The organism is Metalysinibacillus jejuensis, assembly GCF_003057615.1.
Lineage (GTDB): Bacteria > Bacillota > Bacilli > Bacillales_A > Planococcaceae > Metalysinibacillus > Metalysinibacillus jejuensis.
Genome location: NZ_QAFW01000010.1, coordinates 62,152 through 76,146, shown reverse-complemented (window position 1 = coordinate 76,146; position 13,995 = coordinate 62,152). Strand labels below are relative to the sequence as shown.

General features: G+C 38.6%; 15 protein-coding genes and 1 pseudogene. 6 read left to right on the top strand and 10 right to left on the bottom strand.

What is annotated here, in order from left to right; genetic code table 11:
• The coding region (locus DDE80_RS05455) for a zinc ribbon domain-containing protein (protein WP_153060874.1) at nucleotides 1-133 on the top strand (133 nt) is incomplete at its 5' end.
• 116 nt (nucleotides 134-249) lie between these two features.
• On the opposite strand, the pseudogene DDE80_RS05450 reads toward DDE80_RS05455, so the two are convergent.
• Nucleotides 250-522: pseudogene (locus DDE80_RS05450) on the bottom strand (EamA family transporter); the annotation flags it as partial.
• 55 nt (nucleotides 523-577) lie between these two features.
• Between DDE80_RS05450 and DDE80_RS05445 the strand changes: the two are divergent.
• Nucleotides 578-1,279 carry an MgtC/SapB family protein gene (locus DDE80_RS05445; RefSeq protein WP_108306661.1) on the top strand — a complete coding sequence of 234 codons (702 nt, stop codon included), beginning with the start codon at nucleotides 578-580 and terminating at the stop codon, nucleotides 1,277-1,279.
• Between the two features lie 11 nt (nucleotides 1,280-1,290).
• The gene (locus tag DDE80_RS05440) at nucleotides 1,291-2,268 is read left to right on the top strand and encodes a cation diffusion facilitator family transporter (RefSeq protein ID WP_108306660.1); all 978 of its coding nucleotides are present in this window, start codon (nucleotides 1,291-1,293) and stop codon (nucleotides 2,266-2,268) included.
• A gap of 68 nt (nucleotides 2,269-2,336) precedes the next feature.
• On the opposite strand, the gene DDE80_RS05435 is transcribed toward DDE80_RS05440, so the two are convergent.
• The 5 genes from DDE80_RS05435 to DDE80_RS05415 form a co-directional block, all read right to left on the bottom strand.
• Nucleotides 2,337-3,500 carry an iron-containing alcohol dehydrogenase gene (locus tag DDE80_RS05435; RefSeq protein WP_108306659.1) on the bottom strand — a complete coding sequence of 388 codons (1,164 nt, stop codon included), beginning with the start codon at nucleotides 3,498-3,500 and terminating at the stop codon, nucleotides 2,337-2,339.
• A gap of 117 nt (nucleotides 3,501-3,617) precedes the next feature.
• Complete coding sequence (locus DDE80_RS05430; RefSeq protein WP_108306658.1) at nucleotides 3,618-4,862, bottom strand: Glu/Leu/Phe/Val family dehydrogenase; 1,245 nt, start codon at nucleotides 4,860-4,862, stop codon at nucleotides 3,618-3,620.
• 147 nt (nucleotides 4,863-5,009) lie between these two features.
• Nucleotides 5,010-5,384: a S1 domain-containing post-transcriptional regulator GSP13 gene (gene yugI / locus DDE80_RS05425; protein ID WP_108306657.1), complete on the bottom strand. Its 375-nt coding sequence runs from the start codon at nucleotides 5,382-5,384 to the stop codon at nucleotides 5,010-5,012.
• 79 nt (nucleotides 5,385-5,463) lie between these two features.
• On the bottom strand, nucleotides 5,464-6,744 hold the full coding sequence (locus DDE80_RS05420; protein WP_108306656.1) for a hypothetical protein: 1,281 nt from the start codon (nucleotides 6,742-6,744) through the stop codon (nucleotides 5,464-5,466).
• Complete coding sequence (locus tag DDE80_RS05415; protein ID WP_108306655.1) at nucleotides 6,734-7,276, bottom strand: RNA polymerase sigma factor; 543 nt, start codon at nucleotides 7,274-7,276, stop codon at nucleotides 6,734-6,736. Before DDE80_RS05415 ends, DDE80_RS05420 begins: the two co-directional genes overlap by 11 nt.
• A gap of 115 nt (nucleotides 7,277-7,391) precedes the next feature.
• Here DDE80_RS05415 and DDE80_RS05410 point away from each other — a divergent pair, with 115 nt between their 5' ends.
• Nucleotides 7,392-8,717: a sodium-dependent transporter gene (locus tag DDE80_RS05410; protein ID WP_108306654.1), complete on the top strand. Its 1,326-nt coding sequence runs from the start codon at nucleotides 7,392-7,394 to the stop codon at nucleotides 8,715-8,717.
• A 206-nt stretch (nucleotides 8,718-8,923) separates the two neighbouring features.
• On the opposite strand, the gene DDE80_RS05405 is transcribed toward DDE80_RS05410, so the two are convergent.
• On the bottom strand, nucleotides 8,924-9,184 hold the full coding sequence (locus DDE80_RS05405; protein WP_108306653.1) for a DUF1871 family protein: 261 nt from the start codon (nucleotides 9,182-9,184) through the stop codon (nucleotides 8,924-8,926).
• 72 nt (nucleotides 9,185-9,256) lie between these two features.
• Here DDE80_RS05405 and DDE80_RS05400 point away from each other — a divergent pair, with 72 nt between their 5' ends.
• The gene (locus DDE80_RS05400; RefSeq protein WP_108306652.1) at nucleotides 9,257-10,417 is read left to right on the top strand and encodes a MalY/PatB family protein; all 1,161 of its coding nucleotides are present in this window, start codon (nucleotides 9,257-9,259) and stop codon (nucleotides 10,415-10,417) included.
• Nucleotides 10,418-10,461: 44 nt separating this feature from the next.
• On the opposite strand, the gene DDE80_RS05395 is transcribed toward DDE80_RS05400, so the two are convergent.
• Both DDE80_RS05395 and DDE80_RS05390 read right to left on the bottom strand, forming a co-directional pair.
• Entirely contained in the window at nucleotides 10,462-10,671 is a 210-nt protein-coding gene (locus DDE80_RS05395) for a hypothetical protein (RefSeq protein ID WP_235612282.1), read from the bottom strand.
• Between the two features lie 25 nt (nucleotides 10,672-10,696).
• On the bottom strand, nucleotides 10,697-11,278 hold the full coding sequence (locus tag DDE80_RS05390; RefSeq protein ID WP_108306651.1) for a peptidylprolyl isomerase: 582 nt from the start codon (nucleotides 11,276-11,278) through the stop codon (nucleotides 10,697-10,699).
• Nucleotides 11,279-11,526: 248 nt separating this feature from the next.
• Between DDE80_RS05390 and DDE80_RS05385 the strand changes: the two genes are divergently transcribed.
• Nucleotides 11,527-13,368, top strand: a complete 1,842-nt coding sequence (locus DDE80_RS05385; RefSeq protein ID WP_108306650.1) for a transglycosylase domain-containing protein — start codon at nucleotides 11,527-11,529, stop codon at nucleotides 13,366-13,368.
• A gap of 52 nt (nucleotides 13,369-13,420) precedes the next feature.
• Here DDE80_RS05385 and DDE80_RS05380 read toward each other — a convergent pair whose 3' ends face one another.
• Nucleotides 13,421-13,981: a DUF5366 family protein gene (locus DDE80_RS05380; RefSeq protein WP_108306649.1), complete on the bottom strand. Its 561-nt coding sequence runs from the start codon at nucleotides 13,979-13,981 to the stop codon at nucleotides 13,421-13,423.
• Nucleotides 13,982-13,995 lie beyond the last annotated feature (14 nt).

Below are 13,995 nucleotides of genomic sequence, written 5' to 3'. Positions count from 1 at the left end.
TTGTGGTGCAGAAAAACCTATGAAGCTATCTGAACGTACTTACCGTTGTTCATGTGGGTATGTGGCATATCGTGACTATAATTCAGCCATCAATATCAAAAATGAAGGCATTCGCCTATTGGCATTAACATAGAAACAAAAACTCTTGGAACAAGAGGGTTAGCTCGGTCAGTTTTCGTTGGCTAGTAAAAGCAACGATAAGTCGAGAAGCCCCCACTTCAATTAGACCGCAAAGTCAATAAGTGGTGGGTAGTTCACAGACTCGAACCATAAAATAAAGTGGAAAGCTAAAAAAACACCAGCTACTATTGAAAACAACCAATCTTTTTTCCTTAACTCTTTTAACTCAGGCGTATACTTATATAAAAACAAGGGTAACATAAGTAGAACGGAAAAGAGCATACGATAAAACGCAATAACACCTGCATCTGCGGTAGAAAATTTCACGAATATTGCAGATAGCGATACAGATAGCACACCAATAACAATAGGGATATAAGGATGCATCTTCGGTTTTTCCATGAACATCACTTCTCTCTCTTGGTTACTTTATCATTTTATAAAGGGGGTAAGCAATATGAGCTTTTTTTCTTTTGACACCTTGACACTAGAAATAATAATTAAACTGATTTTTGCAGCTACCTTAAGTTTAATCATTGGTTTTGAAAGGGAATTGAAAAGAAAACCTGTAGGTCTTAAAACGAGTTTAGTCATTGCTACATTTAGTTGTTTGTTAACAATTATCTCTATCGAAACAGCCTATTCCACGCCTGCTCGTCCAGACATTAATATTACTATGGACCCGCTTCGTCTTGCTGCACAAATTGTTAGCGGTGTAGGTTTCCTCGGTGCAGGGGTCATTTTACGTAAGGGCAATGATAATGTGACAGGGCTAACTACAGCAGCAATGATTTGGGGAGCAGCAGGTTTAGGTATTGCCGTTGGGGCCGGATTTTATTTACAAGCTACTTTAGCTGTCGGCATTGTAGTTATTGGTATTGAGTTTATTACCCCTTTTGTTATGCGCATCGGTCCTAAGCGGCTGCGCCAACAAGAACTTTTTATTAAAATACATGTCAATGACAGCATGGCTATCCCTCTACTAATCGATTTTTTAAAAGTTAACAGTTTAATCATTCAACAGTTAAAATTGATTGACGCTACCGAGCATGAAGTCCATGCCAAACTTGCGATGTATGAAGCACACGATTCTTTACACGTGTACGAAGCACTTCACCAATTGCCGTATGTGCATTATATTGAGATTGAATTTGTCTAGGAGGTAAAGTTATGAAAGAATTTTTCACACTATTAAGAGGTGGTAATAAATCATCTTTTATTGCAGCAATCGTTAACCTCATTTTAGGTTGTTTAAAAGGTGGTGCTTTCTTTTTTACGGGAAATGTCGCGTTATTTGCTGAAATGATGCACTCTCTAGGAGATGCCGCTAACCAGTTTTTTGTCTTTATTGGCTCTGCACTCTCTAAAAAATCACCAACGAAGCGCTTCCCTACCGGCTTTGGTCGCATTGTTAATCTCGTATGTTTAGGTGCCGTATTAATTGTTGGTATTTTATCTTATGAAACGATTAAAGAAGGAATTCATCATATTATGCATCCTACATCAGCAGAAGGGTTTTGGATTAGTATTGGTGTGCTTGCTATCGGTGTCATCTTAGAAGGAACTGTACTGTTAAAAGCTGCACAAGAAATTGCCCATGAGGTAGGTTTTGATCACGCTGGTGTTAAAACAATCCCTTTAGCCATTACAAATATTAACCGTGCTAAACCCGCAACAAAACTTGTATTTATGGAAGACTTCGTTGCAACTTTTGGTGGCGTACTAGCTATCATAGCTATTGTTATTGCTAAATTAACAGGCTTTCACGCAGCAGAAGGTATTGCTTCTGTCGCCATTGGACTGATGATGTTTTATGTAGTAGGTCGTGTATTTTTAGACAATGCTCGAGGCGTTATTGGGGAAACTGATGAAGAAATGCTTGATCATATTGCTTATCTTGTATTAGATGATCCCAATGTTGTGGATATCGAACGTCTAGAAGTTGTTAAAGAAGGCGAATTTTTACATGTGGAACTCGTCGTTGAAGTAGACCCTTCCTTGTCACTAGCTTATTTAGACGATGTACGTGAATATCTCACAGAGACGTTGCTCTGTCAAAAAGGCGTATCACGTGTAGCCATTATGTTTGACGAAGATGACGGTGAAGCTGAATGGCAGCATCGAAAAGCACGTCCGTTACTAAAATAATACTTGCATACTAAAAAGACGCATGCGCGCAAAATCATACTTTGCGCGCATGCGTCTTTCTTATAAAATTATCGTGCTGCTCGTAAAATTTGCATAACATCTTCTCGATTAAGTTTAGCAAAATTACCGAATGGCCCATTCATCATGGCGTGATCAGCAATTTGCTCAAATGTTTTATCATCGATACTATAATCGCTTAGCTGACTTGGCGCTCCTAACGACTGCCAAAATGCGGAGAGACGTTCAATGCCTTCCTCAGCTACTTGTAAAGGCGTTTTATTTGTCGCATCGACATGCCATACGTTTACGGCAAGCTTAGCAAAACGCTCAGGGTTCGTCATGATAACATGCTTCATCCACTTTGGGAATAAAATAGCTAACCCGCCTGCATGAGGAATATCGTGGATAGCCGAAACGGCGTGCTCGATATTATGCGAGCCCCAATCTCCGCGTGAACCAATAGCTAAAAAACCATTCAGTGCAATCGTACCTCCGAGTAAAATAGTTTCACGCAATTCGTAGTTTTTTGGATCTCTTATTACTTTAGGTGCTACTTCAATCATTGTGCGTAATAACCCTTCAGCCATTTCATCGGTAATAGGGGTATTTGTAGCATTATTAAAGTACTGTTCAAAGGTATGCGACATAATATCAACAATACCGTAAACAGTATGGTTTGCTGGTACACTAAACGTATACGTTGGGTCCATAATCGAAAACGTCGGGAAAGTAAGCGGGCTGCCCCATCCTAACTTTTCTTGTGTTTTAGGATTTGTAATAACCGACCCTGAGTTCATTTCTGAGCCTGTTGCGGCAAGTGTTAACACTACGCCAATTGGTAACGCTTCTTGTACTGTTGCTTTCCGCGTTACAATATCCCACGCATCGCCATCATATTTTGCAGCTGCTGCGATTAATTTCGTACAATCAATGACAGAGCCACCACCCACAGCTAGTACGATATCTACATTATGCTCTTTACATAAAGCGGCTCCTTCATTTGCTGTCGTTACACGTGGATTAGGATCGACCCCAGCTAACTCAATAATCGTTTTATTTTCTGCTTGCAAAACGGCTACCACATCATCATAAACGCCGTTTCGTTTCACACTCCCCCCGCCATACACAACGAGCACAGTTTGATAAGGTGTGAGCGACTTTGCTAATTGATTTGCTACCATGTTACGACCAAAATGAATTTTAGTAGGATTATAAAAGGTAAAATCATTCATAATGATATCCTCCTTCATAGTATGGCAAAAAAGATCGTTCCAAAAAATAGATGGGACGATCCTTTTTGCTTATTTAATATTAATGCGCGCCATAGCTTTGTGAATGCGTTAATTCACTTACACCCAGCCACGGAAACGTGAAGCTTCTGCAGTGCGTCGAACCCCTACCATATAAGCAGCTAAACGCATATCAATATTGCGTGTAGTAGCTGTCGTATAAACGTTTTCAAATGCATCTACCATCTTCTTAATTAAACGCTCTTCTACTTCTTCTTTTGTCCAGTAGTACCCTTGGTTGTTTTGCACCCATTCAAAGTAGGATACCGTTACACCGCCAGCTGATGCTAGTACGTCTGGTACTAATAAAATACCTCGCTCTGTTAAAATCTTTGTCGCTTCTGCTGTCGTTGGACCGTTGGCCGCTTCTACGACAATATTTGCTTTAATTTCATGTGCATTATCTGCTGTAATTTGATTTTCAATCGCAGCAGGTACTAAAATATCGCAATCTAGCTCTAATAATTCTTTATTTGAAATTGTATTTTCAAATAAAGTCGTTACTGTACCAAAGCTATCACGACGATCTAGTAAATAATCAATATCTAAACCATTAGGATCGTGAAGCGCACCATAAGCGTCTGAAATCCCGATTACTTTTGCACCTAAATCGTGCATAAATTTCGCTAAGAAGCTACCTGCATTACCGAAACCTTGAATAACAACGCGTGCTCCACGAATATTAATACCACGTTTTTTTGCTGCTTCTTCGATTACGATTGTAACCCCTTGTGCTGTAGCTCGGTCACGGCCTTGTGAACCTCCTAGCACTAGTGGCTTACCTGTAATAAAGTTAGGTGAGTTAAACTCATCCATTAAACTATATTCGTCCATCATCCATGCCATAATTTGTGCGTTTGTCATTACGTCTGGTGCTGGAATATCTTTTGTTGGCCCAACGATTTGGCTTACTGCACGAACATAGCCACGGCTAAGGCGTTCTAGCTCACCCATAGACATTTCACGCGGGTCACAAATTACGCCACCTTTACCACCGCCATAAGGTAAATCTACAATGCCACACTTTAGTGTCATCCACATTGATAATGCTTTTACCTCGTCTTCATAAACGCCTGGGTGGAAACGTACGCCACCTTTAGTTGGCCCTACTGCGTCATTATGTTGTGCACGAAAACCTGTATAGACTTTTGTAGAACCATCATCCATACGAACTGGAATGCGTACTTGTAGCATACGTAATGGTTCTTTTAATAATTCATACATCGCTTCATCGTAACCTAATTTATTTAACGCTTCATGAATAATTGCTTGTGTTGACGTTAATACGTTTAAATTCTCAGACATTGATTTCGCCTCTTTTTACATTATAGTATGGTTGTTTCGGCATCATTGTAACATAATTTGTGTCGATATTGTGTATCAAACCCCTTGAAACGATGAAAAAATAAAAGGTATAAGTCGCTTTTTTGCTACTTATACCTTTATTTCTCTTTAAAAGCCCGATTCGTCAATCCAATCTTGCATTTTGTTGCGCAGTGAGTTAAAGCCATTTGCATCTATTTCGTCAACGCGGTCTTGCAACGATTTACGCGGCGCACCGTCACGACGTTTTGCCGGAGGTCTCTCTTGTAAAGCGCGAATCGATAAACTTATTTTTTCAGCTTTACGGTCTACTTCAAGTATCTTTACTTTAACCGTGTCACCTACACTTAAAAAATCAGCTACATTTTTAACGAAGCCATACGTAATTTCTGAAATATGCACTAAGCCTTGTGTATGTTCATCAAGGGCAATAAATGCACCGTATGGCTGAACGCCTGTCACTGTGCCAACTACAATGTCACCCACTTCGTATTTTTTTGACATACTACTTCCTACTTTCTAAAATTTACTACGATAAACGTCGGGTAAATTATAACATATTGTAGAAAGTCACATCAAAAATTCACCCTTTACCAATACGCCACAACAGCTTATTATCTACGATTTCATTATACATCGGTAATGTGAGCGTATGATTATCCGTAGTAAAAATCAACGTAACTCTTCCGTATTCATAATGACCTCGCACTTCTAACGTAGCTCTTGTAATATCAAAGTTTTGTGGTATTGCATAATCGCTATCTACAAAACTAGAAACATCAATGCCTTGCTGTTTAGCGAACACATAAAAAATCGCTGTATTTTCAAGTGATTCTCTTATTGTAGCTAGCATAGCAGGAGTATAAGCATCTAGTAGACCTTGTATAACAGTGATATTGGCGTCAATCGACCGCCCAAACTCAGTATAATTAAATTGATCAGTTAAATTAAACTGTTGTACGAGCTCATACTGCAGTAAATCTGAAGAAACACCTTTTGGATACTTTTCATACATCTCTTTTGCTACTTCTCCATACATACCACGTGCTATAGCATCTTGCGTCGTCGGTAACGCATCATTTAAAACAAAAGCAAGACCGTTCGCATAATCATGCACTACATTTTCCCCTTTAACAAGTAGGCGTTCGTATGCTTGCAAAATAGGTTGTAACTCTTGGGCTGTGTAATTGCCTTCACCTAATTGGCCATATTGATAATGGAGTGCTATCTGTTTGAGATTGTCATCTAACTCATCATACATAGCTGCGGGTAAGCGCAAATAAAAACGTGATTCATTATTTTGCGTTACTAATTCAATATGTTGCGCTTTAGCTTTTTGAATTAAATCATCTGTTAACTTGCCATCCCATAAATCACTATTATATGCCAAAGTGAGCTCTCCATACATATGAAAGTTTTGGGAAGATGGAGGCAATTCAAAAGGATCTGCGGATGCTTCGTTATAAAAAGTATAGGCTTCTTCAATAAACTGCGAATCATTTTCTGCTTTAATATGCGCAATGGTTTGCATAACGCTAAGTTGCGTCATAGCGTCGTCTGAGAGTCCTAACGTTTTTTGCATTTTCTTAGCTTTTTGTTCAAGCAAATGAATAAGCTTCTCTTCGTCAGATATCGCCGTTTCTTGCGGAACACTATAAATAATAATTGCTAATAAAAACATGCTAGCTACTGTCACTATGACCGCAATAGGTGTACGCCATTTTTGACGACGGGGTTGCTGACATACTTGTGCTACGGGTTGGTGTAATTGATTGATTACTTGTTCTTTGTTAAAGGAACTCGTCATTCTGTCGTAGGATTTTTTAGCTAACTGCATACGTTGCTCAAATTGCTTATCGTCCATCTCTAATCTCCCCCTTCTCTAACATTGCTTTCAATTGTGCTTTAGCTCGCACTATACGTACTTTAACAGTTGAAAGTTGAATTCCTAAAATCTCTGCAATTTGTTCATAACGTAATTCGTGAAAATAAAATAAGATAATAGGATAGCGGTATTTTTCATCTAAAGCTTGGAGACACGTATGTACTTGCTGATCTTCTTCAAAGCGCAATAAATACTGCTCAGGTGTTTTTACCGTCTCAACACCTTCGCTTTGTAACTTGTCCCGTCTCGCTTGTTCACGCGCTACTTTACGATAATAATCCCTAGCTGTATTTAATGTGATTTTATACAGCCATGTTGTGAAATTTGTATCATTGAACTGTGTTAAAAATCGATAAAGTTTAATGAAGACTTCTTGCGTTACATCATTAATATCTTGTGGGTAAACACCGCATTGATAGGCAAACTTTTCGACAGTGAAATGATAATGTTCAATGAGTTGTAGATAAGCTTCTTTATCACCTAGCTGTGCGCGCTTAATCGTTTCGTTCATCTATTTTTCTCCCTCCTTATTTATGATACGTAGGCTTTTATTATTTTGTTACAGTTGTTTTATTGGACAATCATTGCCATAATAAAGTATTGCAATTTTGAAAGGAGCTTGTATTTTGTCATCAAGAGATCAATTTACAACAAAGATTGGCTTTGTGTTAGCTGCTGCAGGTAGTGCGATTGGGCTCGGCGCTATTTGGAAATTTCCTTATATGGCAGGCAGTAATGGCGGTAGCGTTTTTATTTTATTATTTATCGCTTGTATTTTTTTCATTAGTTTACCTGTATTAATCGCTGAATTTATGATTGGGCGACGTGGACAAAAGGATGCGGTCACTTCTTTTAAAGAACAAGTACCTCATACCCCATGGTATATGGTCGGCTATATGGGTATGATTATGGCTGCGCTTATCTTATCATTTTACAGTGTCGTTGGTGGCTGGATTTTAAGCTATCTTGGACGCGCTGTACGATTTGCTTTAAAGCCAGCAGAAGGCGAAACTTTTGCTTCGTTATTTACGAGCATTATCCAAAACCCTTGGGAAGCCGTTTTTGTACAAGGTTTATTTATTTTATTAACGATCGTTATTGTACAAGCTGGGATTAAAGGCGGTATAGAAAAGGCGAGTAAGTTTATGATGCCTGCTTTATTTATTTTCTTTATTATTTTAGTTGTGCGTTCATTAACGCTAGATGGTGCTATGGAAGGCGTACGCTTTATGTTTGTACCTAACTGGGAGTTTTTAACCGCCAAAACATTTTTACTAGCACTTGGACAAGCGTTCTTTACGTTAAGTGTTGGGGTATCGGTAATGATTACTTATGCGTCTTACCTTGGTAAAAACGAAAATATTGGTAGCGCAGGTATCAATGTAGCAATTATGAATATTTTAATTTCATTATTAGCAGGGCTTGTTATTTTCCCTGCAGTGTTTGCGCTTGGCTATACGCCCGATCAGGGTCCTGGTCTTGCTTTTATTATTATCCCTGCCGTATTTGAACAACTGCCAATGGGCGGGCTATTTTTAATTATTTTCTTTATATTATTACTATTTGCCACGATTACCTCATCTATCTCAATGTTAGAAATTGTAGTATCGATTGCGATTGGGGATCGTAAGGCTAGCCGTGTACGCATTGCTTGGATTGGTGGCTTGCTTATCTTTATTATTGGTATTCCAAGTGCACTCTCTTTCGGTATATGGTCACATATTTCCATCTTCGGAAAATCCATATTTGATGCCGTAGACTTTTTAACAAATAATATCGGTATGCCACTAGGCGCTTTATTAATCTCAATTTTTGCCGGGTACTACTACCGCATTGAAATTTCTAAGCAAGAGCTCAACACGACAAATGTAATGTACTATACGTGGTTAGCACTCATTCGTGTCGTTTCACCAATTGCTATACTTATTATTTTTATTCAAGGTATCAAATAATAACAATGAGCTATCTTATAATTGAAAAACCCTTAAACTTTCACAGTACGTAAAAGTTTAAGGGTTTTAACTTTATCCACTAAAAATAAGTGTTTTCTCTAGCATAGACAAGCTGACAAAGCGAAGGCTCCGTACTTAAGCTGCTAAATTTCAGGAAAACCATATGCGTGCTTCCCTTATTCACAATATTATTGCCTATAACCATTTTACAGTTGACATTTCGCTTCAAACTTAACAGCTAATAATTGATAAGCAATGGCCACACAATCTTCTAAAGGTAGCCACTGCTCAAATGAACACTCATAAACACGTTGAATTACTTTACCAAGTTCACTTGGATCATCAATTGCTTGAAGGGCCGCTACTACGTCTGCTGCTTCTGTATCATATTCTCCTTGTCCTAACTTAAAGGGATCCCAACTTTGTACAATTTGTACAGCTGAGCGATTCATTTTGATATTTTCCATTTCGCTTCACCTAGTATCTTATTTAATAATGGTATGATAACATAAGAACAAAAAAAGGGAAGTGAATGAATTTTGCAAAACTTTGATACAGTAATTGAACGTCGTGGTAGTCACGCAATGAAATGGGACGGTTTCGCACCGGTTTACCAACTCGAGAGCACAGAAGGTATTTTACCAATGTGGGTCGCTGATATGGATTTAGCTGCGCCTGACTTTGTTATTGAAGCGATAAAGAAGCGACTTGAACACCCGATTTTTGGTTATACACACGTAGATGAGGCTACAAACAAAGCGGTTCAAAATTGGGTTAAAACCCACCATAACTATGAAATTACCGCGCAAGATATTTTATTCCGCAGTGGCGTTATTCCTGCTTTAGCCAATGCCATCGAAGCATTAACAGCGGTTGGTGATACAATACTCATCTCTACACCTGTGTATCATCCATTTTATTTTGTTCCTACTAATTTAAACCGCAAACTGGCTACGTGTTCGCTTCATGAAGAAAATGGTCATTATACTTTTGACTTTACCGCATTTGAAGAAGCCTTAAAAACAGCACAAGCGTATATTTTATGTAATCCACATAATCCTGGTGGCATGGTATGGACAAAGGAAGATTTACAAGAAATCGTACGCCTATGCGAGAAGCATAATGTATTAATTTTATCAGATGAAATTCATGCTGACTTAGTATTTGAAGGTCACACTCATACAGCGATTGCTACATTAGCTAACCCTAAAAACGTCATAACATTTATGGCCCCTACTAAAACATTTAACTTAGCCAGCATTCAAAGTGCTTTTATGATTGTACCAGATGAAGAAAATCGACAAAAAATTAATGCCGTCTATGCTGCAACCGGTCATGGAGCAATAAATGTGCTAGCGATTGAAGCGACACGCGCAGCTTTTGAACAAGGCGAAGCTTGGCGTCAAGATTTACTGCGCTATGTTGAACAAAACATGGATGAAGTATGCACCGCTTTAAATCAACTTGATGGCATTACGGCTCATAAGCCTAATGGCACTTACTTATTATGGATTGACTATCGTCAAACCGGATTCACGGAACAAGAAATGATGCAGCGTTTATTATACACAGGCAAATTGGCATTAGAGCCTGGTACTAAGTATGGCGAAGACGGACGCGGCTTTTTACGTATGAACCTCGCATGTTCTCGCGCTACTGCACGAGAAGCTATTACACGCTTTACTAAAAGCCTTGCCTAAAAAAAAAGAGCCCACGTTTTATACTAAGCGTGAGGCTCCTTTTTTCATTTCGTATGATTAATTTTTTCATCATGCATAACGCGGTTTTCAATTTCTTTTGCTTTTTCAGCTTGTTTCTTAGAAATTTTAAGAATCCAACGATAAATGAAAAATAAAATTACCATACCAATCGCAAATGAAATTGCAGCTGGAATATATTCTGATTTATCTTCTGGGAAATACAGGAACGGCATTAATATAGTTAGTGCATCCAACGTAATTGCCTCCTACTCTTTTAATTTATAAAATTTCGATTGACTCGATTACAACATCTTCTACTGGTTTGTCACCACGGCTCGTTTTCACACTTGCGATGGCATCTACAACGTCCATACCTTCAACTACTTGACCAAATACCGTATGTTTTTGATCTAAATGAGGTGTACCGCCGTTTTGCTCGTAAGCTTCAGCAATTTCCTTTGGCCAGCCGCCTTGTTCTAATTGTTTAGCAGAAGCTGGTGCCTCATTATTTTGTACGATAAAGAATTGAGAACCATTTGTATTAGGTCCTGCGTTTGCCATTGAAAGCGCACCGCGTAAGTTAAATAAATCCATTGTAAACTCATCTTCAAATGAGTTACCCCAAATAGATTGACCACCCATACCTGTGCCATTTGGGTCGCCACCTTGAATCATAAAGTTAGGAATAACACGGTGGAAAATAACGCCCTCGTAATAACCTGATTTTGCATGACCTAAAAAGTTTTCAACTGTTTTTGGTGCTTGTTTAGGGAATAATTTAATTTTAATAGCACCTTTATTCGTATTCATTTGAACAAGAACTTCGCCTTCTTGTACTTCTGTTGTTAATTGTGGAAACATGTTAGTCTCTCCTTCATCCATTTACTATAACTAAAATTTTAGCTCCTTTTAGTTTAGCACACGTCTGTTATTTTTTCTGTTAATAAGCGGTGAATTTTACGAAAACACTTTCTTATAAAAAAGAAGTGCGTATAATTAACATGACAAATTGAGATAGCAAGCGCTATCCCTTAACCGATTTCACTATCCTCCCATGTCTAAGACGATGGGCTTTCCCATTCGGAGAATTTGTAAGAAAGGAAGCTATTATGCGAAAATTGTTAGGTATTGCTTGTATTATGCTTGCATCAGTTGCGATTGCTTATTTATTCAAACTACTATTTGCTGAGTGGGCAGTAGCGGAAGAACGTGTAGAGTATATTGAATCTTCTATTGAATTAACAGAAGTGTCTAGCTCTCTGCCTGTTAAACTACTCGATGAAAATGATCAAGTATTTAGCGAAGAGTATATTGAATGGCGACAACCGCTCACTTTAGAACAAATGCCTCTAGTCGCTAAGCAACTCGTTCTGTTTAGTGAGGATGTTCATTTTTATGACCATATTGGCTTTGACGTAAGTGCGATTGCACGCGCCTTTGTCGCAAATGCGGACAGCGGCGAAAAATCTCAAGGCGGTAGTACAATCACACAGCAACTTGTACGCATGCGCTATTTACACGAAGAAAAATCGTATGAGCGCAAAGTATTAGAACTATTTTATGCGCATGAACTCGAACAGGTGTTATCAAAAGATCAAATTTTAACACTTTACTTAAATGAAATGTACTATAGCAATCAAGTTTACGGTATCGGTGGTGCTGCAACATTTTATTTTCAACAGCCGTTGCAACAGCTAACAACCGCTCAAATTGCATTTTTAGCTGCCATCCCTAATAACCCTTCTCACTATAATCCATTAGTGAATTTTGCCAATACAAAAGCGCGTCAAGAATTGTTAATTGATGTATTAGTCAAGCACAATGCGTTATCTGAAACACAAGGCGAAGAGGCAAAAGCGGAAGTTATTGAACTTAATGTTAAACCGAAAATCGAGACATTCCCTGCTTATTCTACCTTTGCCTTTGCGGAGTTTAAACAACTGATTGCCGAAGCTGAAGGTTATGCTGAACGTATGGCAAATACGGATGATACAACAGCTATTGAGCAACAATTAAATGAACGCGTACGCTTTTTACTACAATCTGGATTGACGATACATACTAATCTACGACAAAGTAAACAACAAAAAGATGAACAAGCTATCACCCAGTTACTCGGTAATGGGCAACTCCAATCTGCAGTGACGACCATTGATAATCAATCACGTGCTATCGTGAGTGTCTATGCTGGTAAAGACTTTGAAAAAACACACTTTAATCGCGCAGCTTACGGCCTTCGTCAGCCCGGCTCTACGCTAAAGCCCTTACTCGTTTACGCACCATTATTTGAAACAACGTCCTACTCACCGCAATCCTATGTCAACGCTGGTTATTATTGTGTCGGCAACTTTTGTCCACAAAACTACGGCGGTGCTGTATACGGCGATGTCTCGATTAAGATGGCTTTTCGTCATAGTTACAATACGCCAGCTGTGCGCTTGCTAAATACGATTGGCTTAGCTACAGGATTTTCTTACTTGCAACAGTTTCAGTTTAAGCATATTACAGAAGCGGATGAAAACTTTGCTACAGCTTTAGGTGGCCTTACGTACGGTGTCACGAGTACGGAATTAGCTGATGCGTATACAAGTTTTATCGATGGTGCCTACAAGCCTTCTCGCGCTATCCGCAAAGTGACTGATCAAAATGGAGATATTCTTTACCAGTGGCAAGACGAAGTGAACTATATCTGGTCTCCGCGTACGACGCGTTATATGCGTGATTTACTAGCTGATGTTGTAGTAAATGGTACCGCTGACCGTGTCTATACAACGACAGGCTATGTTGGCGCAAAAACAGGGACGACAAACGACTTTAGAGACTACTGGATTGCCGGTCTATCAAACCGTTATACGACTGCAGTATGGCTAGGTTTTGATACACCACAAAATATGCAGTGGCTAGAGGAGAGCAGGTTACATCATTATATTTTCTCTACTGCTGCCGAATAACTAAGAGGCTATTAAGAAAGTCAAATACTTTCTTAATAGCCTCTTTTATCATTTATGAAAAAGGTAAACTTGCTAATAAGCTATTGTAGAGTTTAACGATGACATAAGCTAATGTCACAACTAATACAGTCCACATCGCAAATTCAAAAATAAGCAGACCAATCACACTACTAAAACCTAAATATTCCGTTAGGCGCACCATAGATGCAATAAAATAAATGATAACCGTACCTACCGCAATCGCAATGAGCATCGTTAATGACTGTACACCAATTACCGATAAACAAGCGCCTAATAGCAATATGCTGTAAAGTGCTTTTGATTCTTGAGGCGGATTATCTTCTTTAATTTTCGCAAAAAACAACATGCCTATCGTGTGGATTGTTTCACCTAATAATTTAATGGCTGAAAACACCATAAAGAAAATAACACCAAAACAAATAAATAAAAACACACGTAATTCTGCATCACTTAAAAATTCACTCATCGCTGCGTAAACGCCTATCTTTTTAAAAAGTAACAGCGACTCATTTACCGCAAAAAGCCCGAATGTCATACTAAAAAGTAAAATTGTTATTAACGGTAAAAAACCGAATAAATATGGATTTTTCATTTAGTTCCCTCATA